This window comes from Thermasporomyces composti (assembly GCF_003386795.1).
Taxonomy (GTDB): Bacteria; Actinomycetota; Actinomycetes; order Propionibacteriales; family Actinopolymorphaceae; genus Thermasporomyces; species Thermasporomyces composti.
The window spans coordinates 123,773-139,527 of record NZ_QTUC01000001.1 but is presented as its reverse complement, the minus strand read 5'-3'; the positions used below and the strand labels follow the sequence as shown (position 1 = coordinate 139,527).

At 69.5% G+C, this 15,755-nt stretch carries 15 protein-coding genes; 13 read left to right on the top strand and 2 right to left on the bottom strand.

Going from position 1 to position 15,755, the window contains the following annotated elements; all coding sequences use genetic code 11:
* Positions 1-69 precede the first annotated feature (69 nt).
* The 3 genes from DFJ64_RS00595 to DFJ64_RS00585 are packed head-to-tail and all read left to right on the top strand — an operon-like array spanning position 70 to position 2,947.
* Entirely contained in the window at positions 70-873 is an 804-nt protein-coding gene (locus DFJ64_RS00595) for an ABC transporter permease (protein WP_211310445.1), read from the top strand.
* A complete protein-coding gene (locus tag DFJ64_RS00590) occupies positions 870-1,943 on the top strand; it encodes an ABC transporter ATP-binding protein (protein WP_115848662.1) in 1,074 nt (357 codons plus the stop codon). Before DFJ64_RS00595 ends, DFJ64_RS00590 begins: the two co-directional genes overlap by 4 nt.
* Complete coding sequence (locus DFJ64_RS00585; protein WP_115848661.1) at positions 1,940-2,947, top strand: ABC transporter ATP-binding protein; 1,008 nt, start codon at positions 1,940-1,942, stop codon at positions 2,945-2,947. Before DFJ64_RS00590 ends, DFJ64_RS00585 begins: the two co-directional genes overlap by 4 nt.
* Before the next feature lie 130 nt (positions 2,948-3,077).
* On the opposite strand, the gene DFJ64_RS00580 is transcribed toward DFJ64_RS00585, so the two are convergent.
* Positions 3,078-4,247, bottom strand: coding sequence for a phospholipase D-like domain-containing protein (locus tag DFJ64_RS00580; RefSeq protein ID WP_115848660.1), 1,170 nt, complete (start codon positions 4,245-4,247; stop codon positions 3,078-3,080).
* A gap of 354 nt (positions 4,248-4,601) precedes the next feature.
* Between DFJ64_RS00580 and DFJ64_RS00575 the strand changes: the two genes are divergently transcribed.
* The 3 genes from DFJ64_RS00575 (at position 4,602) to rocD (ending at position 7,536) form a co-directional block, all read left to right on the top strand.
* Positions 4,602-5,060 (top strand): Lrp/AsnC family transcriptional regulator, encoded by a 459-nt coding sequence (locus DFJ64_RS00575; protein WP_115851700.1) that lies wholly within the window; start codon positions 4,602-4,604, stop codon positions 5,058-5,060.
* A gap of 243 nt (positions 5,061-5,303) precedes the next feature.
* Positions 5,304-6,269: a dimethylargininase gene (gene ddaH / locus DFJ64_RS00570; protein ID WP_211310443.1), complete on the top strand. Its 966-nt coding sequence runs from the start codon at positions 5,304-5,306 to the stop codon at positions 6,267-6,269.
* Positions 6,259-7,536 (top strand): ornithine--oxo-acid transaminase, encoded by a 1,278-nt coding sequence (gene rocD / locus DFJ64_RS00565; RefSeq protein WP_245940867.1) that lies wholly within the window; start codon positions 6,259-6,261, stop codon positions 7,534-7,536. Before ddaH ends, rocD begins: the two co-directional genes overlap by 11 nt.
* Positions 7,537-7,932: 396 nt before the next feature.
* On the opposite strand, the gene DFJ64_RS00560 is transcribed toward rocD, so the two are convergent.
* Positions 7,933-8,397: a DUF2752 domain-containing protein gene (locus DFJ64_RS00560; RefSeq protein ID WP_115848658.1), complete on the bottom strand. Its 465-nt coding sequence runs from the start codon at positions 8,395-8,397 to the stop codon at positions 7,933-7,935.
* A gap of 270 nt (positions 8,398-8,667) precedes the next feature.
* Between DFJ64_RS00560 and DFJ64_RS00555 the strand changes: the two genes are divergently transcribed.
* From DFJ64_RS00555 to lgt, 7 genes are all read left to right on the top strand, one after another.
* Positions 8,668-9,552, top strand: coding sequence for an RDD family protein (locus DFJ64_RS00555; protein WP_115848657.1), 885 nt, complete (start codon positions 8,668-8,670; stop codon positions 9,550-9,552).
* Between the two features lie 420 nt (positions 9,553-9,972).
* Entirely contained in the window at positions 9,973-10,788 is an 816-nt protein-coding gene (trpC, locus tag DFJ64_RS00550) for an indole-3-glycerol phosphate synthase TrpC (RefSeq protein ID WP_115848656.1), read from the top strand.
* The gene (gene trpB, locus DFJ64_RS00545; RefSeq protein ID WP_115848655.1) at positions 10,785-12,026 is read left to right on the top strand and encodes a tryptophan synthase subunit beta; all 1,242 of its coding nucleotides are present in this window, start codon (positions 10,785-10,787) and stop codon (positions 12,024-12,026) included. Before trpC ends, trpB begins: the two co-directional genes overlap by 4 nt.
* Positions 12,023-12,823, top strand: coding sequence for a tryptophan synthase subunit alpha (trpA, locus tag DFJ64_RS00540; RefSeq protein ID WP_115848654.1), 801 nt, complete (start codon positions 12,023-12,025; stop codon positions 12,821-12,823). Before trpB ends, trpA begins: the two co-directional genes overlap by 4 nt.
* Positions 12,824-13,153: 330 nt before the next feature.
* On the top strand, positions 13,154-13,711 hold the full coding sequence (locus tag DFJ64_RS00535) for a MauE/DoxX family redox-associated membrane protein (RefSeq protein ID WP_245940866.1): 558 nt from the start codon (positions 13,154-13,156) through the stop codon (positions 13,709-13,711).
* Positions 13,708-14,481, top strand: coding sequence for a DsbA family protein (locus DFJ64_RS00530; RefSeq protein ID WP_115848653.1), 774 nt, complete (start codon positions 13,708-13,710; stop codon positions 14,479-14,481). The genes DFJ64_RS00535 and DFJ64_RS00530 overlap by 4 nt, the downstream gene beginning before the upstream one ends.
* Positions 14,482-14,585: 104 nt before the next feature.
* Positions 14,586-15,665: a prolipoprotein diacylglyceryl transferase gene (gene lgt, locus DFJ64_RS00525; RefSeq protein ID WP_115848652.1), complete on the top strand. Its 1,080-nt coding sequence runs from the start codon at positions 14,586-14,588 to the stop codon at positions 15,663-15,665.
* Positions 15,666-15,755 lie beyond the last annotated feature (90 nt).

Here is a 15,755-nt window from a genome sequence, read left to right as displayed (position 1 = left end):
TCACCGCCCGAGGAAACGCCGGCTGTCGAGGGAGCTCTCGCGCGCCGACGCGTTCCTTGGAGCGCCAAGGTGGCGACGGGACTGATCGCGTTGGTCGTGCTCGGCGCCGTCGTCGGGCCGATGCTGCGCCCCTACTCGGCCACCAAGACAGATCTCCCCAACCGGCTGCTCCCTCCGGGCGCGCGATTGACGGATGGGTCCATCGCCTGGTTGGGGACGGATGCCGTCGGACGTGACATGCTCGCTCAGATTCTGGCTGGAAGTCGCGTCTCCGTCACCGTCGGCGTGCTCACTGTCCTGATCGGCGGCCTGGTCGGGATGGTGCTCGGCCTGGTCGCGGGCTATTTCGGCGGCTGGATCGACACGGTGATCTCTCGGCTGGGAGACATCCAGCTCGCCTTTCCCAGCGTGCTGCTCGCCATCCTCATCGCCGGTGTCCTCGGCCCCAGCATGACCAACGTCATCATCGCGTTGGCGGTCACCCGCTGGGTCATCTTCGCTCGAGTGGTGCGCGCGTCCGCGATCACGGCGCGAAACCTCGAATACGTGGACTCGGCACGCGTGCTTGGTGCCAGTCACCTGCGGATCCTGACCCGCTACATCCTGCCGTCGTGCTGGCCGCCGTTGCTGGTGGCGGGCACCGCGCAGATCGGACTGACGATGGTCGCCGAGGCGTCGTTGAGCTTCCTCGGCCTCGGTGTGCCGGTGACTCAGGCGTCCTGGGGCACCACGATCTCCGAGGGCCGTGACTACCTGGCATCGGCGTGGTGGATCTCCACCCTCCCCGGGGTCATGCTGGCCGTCGTCGTGGTGGCCGTCGGCCTCGTGAGCAACGTGTATCGAGACGTCAGTGATCCGAGGGCGGTGCTATGACCGAGACGTCGAGCCTGCCAGGCGCCAGTGGCACGCCGTCGTCGACCACGGCGCCGACGGCCAATCCGGAACGTGAGCCGCTGGTGCGCGTGACTGATCTGCGGATCCAGCTCGGCCATCCCGCCGTCGACCTCGTGCGAGGCGTCAGCCTGACCGTCCCGCGTGGCGGCACCGTGGCGGTCGTCGGCGAGTCTGGCAGTGGGAAAAGCCTCACCGCCTTGTCGCTGATCGGCTTGTTGCCCCCTGGAGTCACTGTCCGCGGTGGGGAGATCCGCTTCCAGAACCGCTCGCTCACCCACCTATCCGAGCGGGAGTGGGAATCCGTGCGAGGCGCCGAGATCGCCATGATCTTCCAGGACCCGCTGTCCTCGCTCAATCCCGCCATGCGCGTCGGCACGCAGATCGCGGAGATGTTCCGCAGGCGCGCTGGCTTGAGTCGTCGAGACGCCCTGGATCGCGCGGTACACGCGATGGCCGAGGTCGGAATCCCCGATCCTGGTCAGCGGGCGACCGCGTACCCGCACGAGTTCTCCGGCGGCATGCGCCAACGCGTCATGATCGCCATGGCGCTGGCTCTTCGGCCGAAGCTGCTCATCGCGGATGAGCCGACCACGGCGCTCGACGTGACCGTCCAGGCGCAGATCATGCGTCTGCTGACCGAACGCAAGCGGACCGACGGCCTCACCATGATCCTCATCAGTCACGATCTCGGTGTGGTGGCCCGCACCGCCGACAGGGTCGCCGTCATGTACGCCGGCAGCGTGGTGGAGTCGGGACCGTGTCGCGATGTACTCGCCACGCCTGCCCACCCGTACACACAGGGATTGCTACGGGCGGTGCCCGATAGGCGTCGGCCGCGTGGCGCTCTGGAGGCGATTCCCGGGCAACCGCCTGACCCCCGTGCGCTGCCGACCGGATGCGCCTTCCATCCACGGTGTCCAATCGCGCAGAGCATCTGTCGAACCGTGCCGCCCCAACCTGTGGCGGTGACCTCGACACGGACGAGCGCATGCCACTTCGCCACGCAGGTCTTCGCCTCCGAGCGTGTCGAGGGAGGGGAGCGGCCATGAGCGACGATGCGCCAGTGCTCGAGGTGCGCGACCTCCACGTCGACTACCCCCTCCCTGGGGGTTGGTTCAGCCGCAAGCGGGCGCTCCACGCGGTGACCGGTGTCGACCTCGTCGTGCCACCAGCTCGCACTGTCGGCATCGTGGGTGAGTCCGGTTGCGGCAAGTCCACGCTCGCTCGGGCGATCGTTGGCCTGCTCCGGCCGACCCGGGGCCAGGTGGTGGTCTGCGGAGTCGACCTGGCCACCGCCTCTCGGGCGACGATGCGACGGTTGCGGCCCATGGTCCAGATGGTGTTCCAGGACCCCTACGCTTCTCTGAACCCGTGGATGAGCGTGCACGAGCTCATCAGTGAGCCGTGGCGCATCCATCGCGGCATCGTGGAGCCGAGCGACTGGGACCGTGAGGTGGATCGGCTGTTGGAGCTCGTGGGCTTGCGCCCCAACCAGCGGCACCTGCGTCCTCACCAGTTCTCGGGTGGGCAGCGTCAGCGCATCAGTCTTGCCCGAGCGCTCGCCATGCGTCCCAAGCTCATCGTCTGCGACGAGGTGGTCTCGGCTCTCGACGTCTCGATTCGCGCGCAGATCCTCAACCTGCTGCGAGACATCCAGCAGGAGACCGGCGTGTCGTACCTGTTCGTGTCCCACGATCTGGGTGTTGTGCGGCACGTCGCCGACGAGGTGGCGGTCATGTACCTCGGTCGTATCGTCGAGCACGGTGCGACGGAGCACGTCTTCGCCGAACCTGCTCACCCGTACACCCAAGCGTTGCTGTCGGCAGCGCCGATCCTGGACCTCGATCGCGGCGAGGCGGGTGAGGAGATCGTGCTGTCCGGCGAGGTACCGTCGCCGCTGAACCCACCGTCTGGATGCCCGTTCCGCACCCGCTGCGGGAAGGCGCGAGACCTCTGCGCGATCGAGGTCCCGCGCTTGGCTGACCGAGCGGTGGGTCACGACGTCGCGTGTCACTTCGCGGCCGCGGACGCCCGCTTCGGCATCGTGGGCTGACGCCTGGAAAGGCGCGGTGGGAAGGATGGTGGCTGCCCCGTGGGGTCGTCTCCACAGGGCAGCCACCGTCGTCCTAGACGATCTTCTGCCTCTTCCTTCTCTTCTCTTGTTCCTTCGCTTGGCCCGCGCGTCAGCGCTGGCGCGCAGCGTTCGCCAGGGTGGCGAAGTTCGCGCGGTACTGCTGGTACACGCCGGTGAGATTGATCGCCAGGAGGGTCTCGTCGTTGCGCCGCAATGAGGTCATGGTGAAGTTGGGGCTGCCGGTGAAGACCCAACGAGCGTGAGGTCGACCGTCGTAGTGCCCCTCGATCAGCATGTACTTGGAGTGGATGCGCCCAGGTAGCTGCTGGGCGTCGCTGAGCGCGGCCAAGGTGATGGTCGACTGTGCTGACAGGAGCTCGCGCACGTCGTCGTCCATGAGCCCATACACGATCCGCACCTGACAGCCTTGCTGCGCGAGCTCGACGAGACGTTCAGCGATGCCGATCCGATAGGTGTCCCATTCAGACATCCCGACACGGATGGTCGTCTCGCCGTGACAGCGGACCTTCGCCAGGTGGTCGATGATGGGGTCACCGGTTCGCTGGGGGAAGAAGGAAGCGGTGACCGTGCCGCCTGGCATGCGGGTCGTCACAGTGCGGAAGTAGTCGTCGGTTCGCCTCTCCGCGGCGAGGTCTTCGAAGTAGGCGTCGTAGGCCTCGTAGAGCCTCTTGTTGCCAACGATCGTGACCGCGTTGTTCCAGTAGGTGGTGGAGTTGAGGTCGGTGAAGTTGGCTGAGGACTGCACGACCACATGAGACTTTCCGGCCGTCCGGGAGAACAGATAGAACTTGTTGTGCTGCCCCTTGTTCCCGATGCAGGCGGCCGTGTTGCCCTCGGGGGACACGTTCGTGCACACGTGTAGCCACGACCGTCGTGACCGATCGGTGCCGAGTGTCGCGCGAAGCGCCTCGACAGCTGCGGTGTCAGCCTGCCAGCCGTCAAGCACGATCTGCACGTCGACGCCACGGCGGTGTGCGTCGATGAGGGCGTTCGCGAAATCCATTCCGGCGTCGCCGGAGATGACGAAGTGGGCGATGCGGATCCTCGAGCCGCGTGGGGCTTGGTGCACGAGGTTGCAGATCTCGCGGACGATAGCCGTGGCGTCACCGGTGGGGTCGTTGAACACCGCGCCTGTCGTGACGGGTTTTCTCGGCGCGTCGCGGCATGGGCTCAACACGCCGGCAGCCTGTGCGGAGGGAATTGACACCACCATGGCCGCGAGAACGACCATCGCGGTCGCGAAGGATTTCCGTCGCATGAAGTCAGCCCTTTCCCACCTGAACCGCTAAGGCCCGTTGGACGCCCACGTCGGCGTCGTCGGCCCACAGCGGTCGTCGGCCAACACCGCGCACACACGAGACGGCGCTCCGAGGTGCAGGGCGTGCCCAGCGTTGTGGTGCGGCCGGGTGAATGTGAACGTTCACGTAACGTCTCGATCTCGAATGCTCGAGGATCGTTACCTCGGTGTCAAGATCTCCGGTGGCCATGGGTGGTCTCGCCACGCACTGGGTAGGGCATGACCGACCGTAGGCGTGGGCGTGTCCGCTCAGCCCTGGCGCGAGGCGAGCGGCAGGATCGGGACCAGGAGGGGCAACGCTGGGGAGTGGCTCTGGTGCGTCTCGACCCTGTCGACGAGCGGATCGTCGCCCTGCTGCTGGACGACGGTCGGGCGAGCTTCGCGGAGATCGGCGCGCGGGTCGGTCTGTCCGCGCCGGCCGTCAAGCGACGGGTCGACCGACTGCGGCGGTCGGGGGTGATCACCGGCTTCACCGCCACGGTCGAGCCGCAGGCATTGGGCTGGACGACCGAGGCCTACGTCGAGCTGTACTGCCAGGGCAAGACCTCGCCGGCGACCATCCGCGACGGCCTCGCCCGGTTCCCCGAGGTGGTCTTCGCCTGCACGCTGACCGGTGAGGCGGACGCCCTGGTGCACGTGCTGGCGACCGACATCCACCACTTCGAGGAGGTCCTCGAGCGGATCAACGCCGAGCCCTACGTCGTCCGAACCAAGAGCGTGCTGGTGCTCTCCCGGCTCCTCGACCGTCCCGGCCTTCGTCCGTCCGAGCGGTGAGTCGGCGGCGCCCGACCGTCTGCGGCCTCGATCGCCTGCGAGTCTCGACTGCTGCGAGGCGCTGACCGTCGCCGAGCCGGCGGGCGTCGCCGACACTGGGTCGCGAATGCAACGAATCGACGGACCAGGGAGGAAAGACGCAACGAACCGCCGCTGGGACGCACGTGTCGCACATTGGTTCGACTATCAGGTCGTTCGTACGCTCGTCGCGGGTCCAGCTTGACACCGCACCGGAGGTTCGCGATGAACGCATGGGCGCGGACGAGCGCCGTACGGGGGGAACGTGTTCGCAACCCACGGTGGATCCCGGCGAAGGGCGAGCGAAAGGCCACTCGTCGGCACTACCTCATGTGCCCGCCGACGTACTTCACGGTGGCGTACGCCATCAACCCGTGGATGCGCCCGGACGATCCAGCGGGAGCGGTCGACCCGAATCGGGTGAGCCAACAGTGGGAGGCCTTGCGTCGCGTCTACACGACGCTGGGGCACCAGGTCAGTGTGATCGACCCGGTTCCCGAGCTCCCCGACATGGTCTTCGCGGCCAACGGCGCCTTGGTGGTCGATGGGATGGTGTTCGGCGCCAAGTTCCGGTACGCCGAACGGGCGCCGGAGGCGACGCACTACCTGGAGTGGTTCAAGGCCCACGCCGCCGAGCTCGGCCTTCGGAGCATCCACGTGCCGGTCGCGGTGAACGAGGGTGAAGGCGACCTGCTCGTGACACGCTCGCGGATCCTCGCCGGCACAGGCTTCCGCACCGAGCCGGCCGCCCATCGGGAGCTCGAGCGGTTCCTGGCTCGCCCAGTGGTGACCCTCCGACTGGTCGATCCGATGCTGTACCACCTGGATACCGCGCTGGTCGTCCTCGACGAGGAAACCATCGCGTACTACCCACCGGCCTTCGCGCCGGAAAGCCAGGAGCTCCTGCGCAGGCTCTATCCCGACGCGATCCTCGCCGACGAGGCCGACGCGATGGTGCTCGGGTTGAACGCCGTCTCCGACGGCCGTCATGTCGTCCTACCGGGGGAGGCTGCCAGACTGGCCGAGCAGATCGCCGATCGCGGCTTCGAACCCATCCCAGTCGACATCTCCGAGCTGCGCAAAGCCGGTGGGGGACCGAAGTGCTGCACGTTGGAGATTCGACCGGCGTCCACTGCCGTTGACGAAGCTCACGGGGCGCGCGGTGGGGATGGGGGCCACCATGAGGAATGACACGACCTCGCCGATCTCCGCTCACGTGGAGATGGCCGAGCGGTTCGCCGCCCACAACTATGCGCCCCTGCCGGTCGTCATCGCCGAGGGCGACGGGGCGTGGGTCACCGATGTCACTGGGCGGCGATATCTCGACTGCCTGGCTGGCTACTCCGCGATGAACTTCGGCCACCGGCATCCGCGCATCGTCGCCGCGGCGAGAGAGCAGCTGGAGCGGCTCACGCTGATCAGCCGGGCCTTCCACCACGATCAGTTCGGGCCGTTCTGCGCGGAGCTGGTCGACCTGACACGGACCGCCGGGTTCGCCGGCGACACGATGGTGCTGCCGATGAACACCGGCGCGGAGGCCGTCGAGACCGCGCTCAAGGTCGCTCGCAAGTGGGGTTACGAGCGCAAGGGCGTCCCGGATGGACGCGCCAGCGTCATCGTGGCCAGCGGGAACTTCCATGGTCGCACGCTCACCATCGTCAGCTTCTCCGATGACCCGGACGCCCACGACCACTTCGGCCCCTACACGCCGGGCTTCCGACGCGTGCCGTACGGCGACGCCGCGGCGATCGAGGCCGCGATCGACGAAACCACGGTGGCTGTCCTGCTCGAGCCCATCCAAGGTGAGGCGGGCGTCATCGTGCCCCCGCGCGGCTACCTGGCGGAGGTGCGCCGGCTGTGCACCGAGCGCGGGGTGCTCCTTCTCGCGGACGAGATCCAGTCCGGGCTCGGGCGCACCGGCACGACGTTCGCCTGTGAGCTGGAAGGCGTGGTCCCCGACCTGTTGATCCTCGGCAAGGCGCTCGGCGGTGGGATTCTGCCGGTCTCGGCGGTCGTCGGGGACGCCAGCGTGCTGGGGGTGCTCCGACCCGGCCAACACGGCAGCACCTTCGGCGGAAACCCGCTCGCCTGCGCGGTCGGTCGCGCCGTCGTCGACCTGCTGCGGGACGGCACCTACCAAGCACGGGCGAGAGAGCTCGGCGTGATCCTGCACGCGCGGCTTCGCGAGCTCGTCGGCCGTGGCCTGCGGGAGGTGCGGGGCGTTGGGCTGTGGGCGGGGATCGACGTGGACCCCACCCTGGGCAGCGGACGGGACGTCTGCGCGGCTCTCGCCGACCGGGGTGTGCTGGCCAAGGACACCCATGGCTCGACCATCCGACTCTCACCGCCCCTCGTGGTGGAGCGAGCCGACCTGGAGTGGGCCGTCGACCAGCTCGCGGACGTCTTGGCGACGGCGCGGCGGCGCGGCCTGTCGGCGGCGTCCCTGTCCAACCACTGACGGCACTGGGGACCCGCTGGCGGAACTGGGAACGGCCGCCCACCACCCGCGCGCGCTCGCCCAGCCTGACCGGGGCCCGGCCGGCCGGCCCGCGGGTCAGCGCCGGTCCAGGAGTTCCCCGAACCGTCGGAGCGCGCCCCCGGCCCGGACGGCGGTGACCTCGACGCGCTCGACGAGCGGCGACGCCAGCCCACCCGTCAAACGCCTGACGCGACCCGACCTCGATCTTCTCCACGTCCGTGGCGTCCGGCCAGAACCACCACCGCACCGGGTTCTCGCGGACCGGCACCGATCCGCTCCCTGTCGAGAGGTCTGCCTCTGGCACAGATCTGTGTGCTGGCTCCTCCAGCACGGCGTCAGCCTGGCACACCGAGCCTCGCCCAGCCGGATCCGTGATCAAGGGCGGAGGGCGGCGAACGGCTCCCATGGAAGGTTCCGCACGACCGTGAACGTCAGGGCGAGCGTCACCAGGATCGGGACGAGCAGACGGCGGGTGCGTGGCGTCAGCCGCGGTCGCGGGGCGCGGGCGACCCCCAGCCGCTCCAGCACCCAGCTCACCCAGAGGTAGCCGACCATGAGGCCGGCCACGAGCACGGGCGCGTTGAGCCGCAGCGCCTCGCCGAGGTCGCCGCGCAACAGTGCCGCTCCCATCCGGGTCGCGCCGCAGAATGGGCAGGCCAGGCCGGTCGTGGCGCGCAGGAGACAGGGGACGCCGACCGCCCCACCGGTCGCGTCCGCGAGGACCGCGAGGCCGACCGCGCCGGCGCCGCCAACCGCCATGCCGACCAGGGTGGCATCGGAGGGGACGCCGGAGGGAAGCGTGTGCTCAACGGCCTCTGGCGAGTCCGGGGCGTCGGCCATACCACCACCGTACGTACGCCGTCACCTTTTTCCGTGGGCGCGGTCTCCCGGAGCCTACGAAGCGACCCGGTGGTCGGGGCGAAGCGTCATCGGTGCGTGTTGTCCTGCCTCGCGGAGGGTCTCCCCCGGCGGCTCGCCAGGAGGAGTCCACCGGCGACCGGCGGTGGAGCTGGCCGACGGTGGCGACTCGCGGCGCTGCCAGTTTTCAGCGACGTTGTAGGTCGCTAGCCTGCTCCGCGTTCGTTCACACACCGAGAATGGAGCACGGTTGTGAGTACGCCGAACCCGCCCACGGGCTCCGATGCGCACGAGCAGGGGCAGCCGACCAGCAGCGGGCAGCCCTACGGTCCGGGCGAGTACGGCCAGCCGGGTGCGTACGGGCAGCAGCAGTACGGCCAGAGCTACGGCCAGCCCCATCAGCAGCCCGGCTACGGCCAGCCGTACGGCTACCAGGGATACGCGCAGCCGGGCTACGGCCAGCAAGCCTACGCGCAGCCGGGTTACGGACAGCAGCAGGGCTACGGCCAGCAGGGTTACGTCCAGCAGCCGTACGGTCAGTACGGCTATGCCCAGCAGCCGTACGCGCACCAGGGTCACGGACAGTACGCCCAGGGCCAGCAGGCCTACGCCCACCAGCCCTACCCCGGCTACGGACAGCAGCCGTACGGTCAGTACGGCTACGCCCAGCAGCAGTACGGCCAGGTCGCACCCTACGGGCCGTACGCGCAGGCCAGCCCGTATGCCGCTCCCAGCCCTGACATGCTGGGCTCGTGGCTGCAGCGGGTGGGCGCCACCCTCATCGACGTCCTCGTCGTGGCACCCCCCTCGATCGTGGCGAACGTCTTGCTCGTGACAGGCAACGGCAGCCCGCTGCTGCTCAACCTGCTGAGTCTGATCACCTTGGGCCTGTTCATCTGGAACTACTGCATTCGGCAGGGCGGTAAGGGTCAGACCATCGGCAAGCAGGTCCTGGGCATCAAGCTGGTCCGAGAGACTGACGGTCAGCCGATCGGCGGGCTCTGGTGCCTCCTGCGCGCCTTCTGCCACGTCCTCGACGCTCTTCCGATCTACGTCGGGTACCTGTGGCCGCTGTGGGACAAGAAGCGACAGACGTTCACCGACAAGATCATGCACACCCTGGTCGTGCGGGTCTGACCGAGCGCCACGGTCGTCGCCTCAAGGCACCCGTTGTCCCGTGTCGAGGGCCCCGACGTGGGCCCTCGGCCCTGTCTGGCCCTCGCTGTCTGGCCCTCGACGCCGTCCGACACCAGGGCCCGCTGCCGACAATGCCTCCTGACGTCGCCTCCTGACGTCGCGCGCTCTCGACCGCGTCCAGGTGACATCCGGCAGCGCGCGACGTGTCGCGCGGGGCGGGTCGGTCGCCGTGATGGGATCTGCCCCCCCCCGGACCGTCGTGCCGTTCTCGGAGGAACGCCATCGGGCGACGAGGGCTGATCGACCCATCCGGTGTCAGGTGGGCCACGAGGCGTCGTTACGCTGGCCACGTCCTGAGCTTGGCGGCCCGCGCATCGGGCCGACCATGCTCCGTAGCCCGCGCAGGAAGGGACTGACCGCGTGAGCGTCCTCGACGACATCCTCGACGGCGTGCGAGCCGACCTAGCCGAGCGCCAGGCGAGAGTCTCGATCGAGGATCTCAAGGCGAGAGTCGCGCAGCTGCCGTACGCGATCGACCCGCTGCCGGCCCTCCGGCGGGAGGGTGTGGCGGTCATCGCCGAAGTCAAACGCGCGAGCCCGAGCAAGGGCGCCCTCGCCGCGATCGCCGACCCCGCCGCGCTCGCCGTCGACTACCAAGCGGGTGGCGCGGCCGCCATCAGCGTGCTCACCGAGCGGCGGTGGTTCGGCGGCTCGATCGATGATCTCCGCGCGGTCCGGGCGATGGTGGACATCCCGGTGCTGCGCAAGGACTTCGTGGTGAGTAGCTACCAGCTGTGGGAGGCCCGCGCCTACGGCGCCGACCTGGTACTCCTCATCGTCGCCGCGCTGGAGCAAAACGCCCTCATCGGACTCATCGAGCGAGCCGAGTCGATCGGCCTCACCCCGCTCGTCGAGTGCCACACTGAGGAGGAGGTCGAGCGGGCCGTCGACGCCGGGGCGCGGATCATCGGGATCAACGCCCGCAACTTGAAGACCCTCGAAGTCGACCGCACCGCCTTCGCCCGACTCGCGCCGAAGATTCCCGACGGCATCATCAAGATCGCCGAGTCCGGCATCCGTGGTCCACACGACGTGATCGAGTACGCGCGGGCCGGTGCCCACGCCGTCCTCGTCGGTGAGAGCCTGGTCACCGGCAAGGACCCTCGCGCGGCCGTCGCGGACCTCGTGGCGGCTGGCGCGCACCCAGCCCTCTACTACGACCGAGAGACGCCATGACAGACCTGGCCACCCACCCTCCCACCACGTCGCCCACCGGCCCTGACGAGCGCGGGCACTGGGGGCGCTTCGGTGGGCGGTTCGTGCCGGAGGCCCTGATCGCGGCGTTGGAGGAGCTCGACGCGGCGCGCCAGGAAGCCATGGCCGATCCCGCGTTCACCGCCGAGTTCGACCGAATGCTGCGGGAGTACGCGGGTCTGCCCAGCCTCCTCTACGACGCCCAACGGCTGTCCGAGGCGGCCGGTGCGCGCATCCTGCTCAAGCGGGAGGACCTCAACCACACCGGCGCGCACAAGATCCGGAACGTCCTCGGGCAGGCGCTGCTCACCAAGCGCATGGGCAAGACCCGCATCATCGCCGAGACCGGTGCCGGCCAGCACGGCGTGGCCAGCGCGACCGCGGCCGCCTACCTCGACCTGGAGTGCCGCGTCTACATGGGCGAGGAGGACACCCGGCGGCAGGCGCTCAACGTCGCCCGGATGCGCATGCTGGGCGCCGAGGTCGTCCCCGTCACCACAGGGAGCCGCACCCTCAAGGACGCGATGAACGAGGCGCTGCGGGACTGGGTGGCCACCGTCGACCACACCCACTACCTCATCGGCTCGGTCGGTGGGCCGCACCCGTTCCCCGTCATGGTTCGGGACTTCTGCCGGGGCATCGGCGACGAGACGCGTGCGCAGGTCCTCGAGCTGATCGGCCGGCTACCGGACGCGGTCTGCGCTTGCGTCGGGGGAGGGTCCAACGCGATCGGCATGTTCACCGCCTTCATTCCCGACGAGACGGTCCGGCTCTACGGCTTCGAGGCCGGTGGCGAGGGTGTCGAGACCGGGCGGCACGCCGCGACGATCACCGCCGCGCAGGTTGGCGTCCTCCACGGCGCGCGGTCCTACGTCCTGCAGGACGAGGACGGCCAGACCATCGAGAGCCACTCGATCTCGGCCGGGCTGGACTATCCGGGGGTCGGCCCGGAGCACGCCTGGCTGCACGACACCGGTCGGGTGAGCTACGAGCCGGTGACCGACGCCGAGGCGATGGAGGCGTTCCGGCTGCTCACCCGTACCGAGGGGATCATCCCGGCGATCGAGTCGGCGCACGCGGTGGCTGGCGCGCTTCGCGTCGCCAAGGAGCTCGGTCCGGACGCCGTCATCGTCGTCAACCTGTCCGGACGGGGCGACAAGGACATGGACACCGCCGCCCGGTGGTTCGGGCTGCTCGAGGCGGATCGGGGCGAGCGATGAGCGTCACGCCGGTCTTCGACAAGGCCCGCGAGGAGGGCCGAGGCGTCCTGGTGGGATACCTGCCCGCCGGGTTCCCCAGCTACGACGGCGCCATCGCCGCGTTCCGCGCGATGGTCGAGGGCGGTGTCGACCTGATCGAGGTAGGGCTGCCCTATTCCGACCCGGTGATGGACGGCCCCACCATCCAGATGGCGGCCGACCAGGCGCTGCGGGGTGGCATCCGGACCCGAGACGTCTTGCGGACCGTCGAGGCCGTCGCGTCCCTCGGGGTCCCCGCTGTGCTCATGACGTACTGGAACCCCATCGAGCGGTATGGCGTCGAGCGGTTCGCGCGTGACCTGGCGGCGGCGGGCGGCTCGGGCTTGATCACGCCCGACCTCATCCCCGAGGAGGCGGGGGAGTGGATCGCCGCCTCGGACGCCACCGGGCTGGACCGCGTCTTCTTGGTGGCGCCCTCCTCATCGCCGGAACGGATCAAGATCACCGTCAGCGCTTGCCGTGGCTTCGTCTACGCGGCGTCCGTGATGGGCGTGACCGGGGCGCGGGAGCACACCTCCGCGGTCGCACCGGAGCTGGTGGCCCGCACCCGCGCGGCGACCTCGTTGCCGATCGGCGTCGGCCTGGGTGTCTCGAACGCCGACCAGGCGGCAGAGGTGGCGTCGTACGCGGACGCCGTCATCGTGGGCTCGGCGTTCGTGCGCCGGGTCCTCGACGCGCCGGACGTGGAGTCCGGTGTCGCCGCGGTGCGTGACCTGGCTCGTGACCTGTCCGCCGGAGTTCGGCGACGTGTCGGGTGACCTGCGGCCGAGTCGGGCGAGATCGCCTCAGGCCGGGAACTTCCGGCCACCTGGGCATAGTTGTCCGACCGTGACCGTTGAACCGACCTCCGTCGCTCGCCCGTTCGGTACGGTGAGGTGGCCTGTGACGACCCCTATGACGACCTCGGTGGCGACGTCGGGCGGGTTGGCGGGCGGGCCGACACGTCGCCGCGTCGGCGTCCATGGCGGGTGGCGGGCGGCCAGTATCCTCGTGGGGTGTTCCCACGCCCTTGACGCGCGCCCGGCTCGCGTGGACAAGGTGCCCCCCTCCGCCACCAGGTCGTCTGCGGCGCGGCAAGGAGTTGTTCGGTGAGCAAAACGGACGTCCACGCGGAGCCCGCGTCCGGCACCGCCGCTCCGTCTCGGCTCGCGGTGGTCACGCCGTGGATCTCGGTCCTGGCGCGCCTGGTGCTCGGAGGCGTGCTCGTGGTGGCCGCGATCGCCAAGCTCAGTCAATCGCCGGCCGAGCAGGTGCGGGCGGTCCGGGCGTACCAGCTGCTTCCGCACGGCGTGGACGCCGCGGTCGCCTACACGCTTCCATTCGTGGAGCTGGTCCTGGCGATCGCCTTGATCGTCGGGGTTGCCACCCGGATCGCCGCGGTGGCGTCAGGGGTGCTCATGCTGGCCTTCGTCATCGGAGTCGCCTCGGTCTGGGCTCGAGGACTGTCGATCGACTGCGGCTGCTTCGGTGGTGGAGGTCCGGTCGAGCCGGGCGAAACGCGATACCTGGAGGAGATTCTTCGCGACATCGGCCTGATGGTGGCCGCCGGGTGGCTGGCCGTGGTCGGCCCCGGCCGGTTCGCGCTCAGCTCGGCGATGTCACGGCCCTCCTCCAGCGGCGAGGACCTTGATCGGGGAGAGGAATGAGCAAGAAGTCCGCCCGTGAGGCCTTGCGCGCCGAGCGCGCACGGCAGGCCGCCGAGGCGCGGCGCCGCGAGAACAGGCTGCGCCTGCTCATCGCTCTGGTGGTCGTCGTGGTCGTGGTCGCGATCGCCGGCGTCGTTCAGTGGCAGCGGTCCAAGGTCGACTCTGGCTCCGACGTCCCGGCGGGTGTGGCGCACGGGTACACCCGCAACGTCCAGGAACGCGCGAAGCCCGTCGGTATGGGCAACGGGATCGCAATCGGCAAGGAGAACGCCCCGGTCACCGTGGAAGTCTTCGAGGACTTCCTCTGCCCCCACTGCCGCGACTTCGAGGCCGCCGTCTCGGACTACCTCAAGGAGCAGGTCGACAGTGGCAAGGTGCGGGTCGTCTACTACCCGGTGACGCTGTCGTCGTTCGGGCGGCCGACGGAGCTCGCGGCCAACGCGTTCGCCTGCGCTGCCGACGCCGGGAAGGGACCGGAGCTGCACGACGCGCTCTACACCAACTTCCGTCAGGACTGGACGGTGGACCTGCTGACGGAGCTGGGTAGCTCTGTCGGACTGTCCGACGGGTCCTTCCGCTCGTGTGTGCGTCGGGGCAAGTTCGAGGAGTGGGTCCGCTCGATCGACCAGACCGCCACTGACCGAGGTGTGACGGGGACGCCGACCGTCTTCGTCAACGGTGGGGAGCCACTGCAGCCGCAGGACATGACCGCCCCGGGTCTTCGGCTGGTCATCGACGACGCGCTCGCCAAGCGGTCGGGACGCGAGTAGGGTCCCTCCGGTAAGTCGCCCCCTCGGGTAGGTCGCCTCTCCCGGCCAGGCCCCGTCCGGGACTCCTGTTCAGGAGCACTCCGCTTCCGAGGAGCACTCCGCGCATGTTGATTCACGCGTTGATCCCCAGTCCGTCGGAGGGTGTCTGGCATCTCGGGCCGGTGCCGATCCGCGCGTACGCCCTGTGCATCATCGCCGGGGTCGTCGTCGCCGTGTGGCTCAGCAACCGTCGCTGGGTCGCGCGTGGAGGCAACCCCGGGACCGTCGCCGACATCGCCGTCTGGGCGGTGCCGTTCGGCCTCGTGGGCGCCCGCCTCTACCACGTCATCACCGACTACCAGCTCTACTTCGGCCCGGGTCGGGACCCCTGGCGGGTCTTCGCGGTCTGGGAGGGAGGCCTGGGCATCTGGGGCGGTGTCGCGCTCGGCGCGGTCGGCGCCTGGATCGCGTGCCGGCGCCGGGGGATCCCGCTGCCGGCGATGGCGGACGCGGCCGCGCCCGGCGTCGTGCTCGCCCAGGCCATCGGTCGGTGGGGGAACTGGTTCAACCAGGAGTTGTTCGGGGCGCCCACGTCCCTGCCCTGGGGTCTGCGGATCGATCCCGAGCACCGTCCGGACGGGTACGAGCAGTACGAGGCCTTCCACCCCACTTTCCTGTACGAGTTCCTGTGGAACGTCGGGGTCGCTGGCTTGGTCATCTGGGCCGATCGACGGTTCCGGCTCGGTCACGGACGGGCGTTCGCCTTGTACGTCGCGGGGTACACGGCGGGCCGAGGCTGGATCGAGTACCTCCGCATCGACCCCGTCAACCACATCGCTGGGTTGCGTCTGAACGTCTGGACGTCGATCGTCGTCTTCCTCGCCGCTGTCGTCTACATCGTCGTGTCGGCTCGCCTTCGTCCGGGTCGCGAGGTGGTCACCGAGCCGACCGAGGAGACGGAGCGGACCGAGCGGGCTGAGCGAACCGACCAGCGGCCTGACCAAGCTGGTCAACCTGAACAGACCGAGCAGACCGGGCTGGCAACGGCGTCCGCGAGCGAGGGGCGCCATCGCGACCCGACCGAGCGGGCCGGCGGTAGCGGCGACGACGAGGTGCCTACCGGGTCGTCAGCGGAGTCGGGGACGCACGAACGTCGCCAGGACCCCACGAACGCGAGGCAGGCCACTCGGGCACCGGAGGACTAGCGAGGCCACCACGTCAGTCCGTCGGCCGGCGATCCGCCGTGAACGTCCCCGTTGGGGGCGGACGCCCGAAACCTGACCGCCACGCGTCGG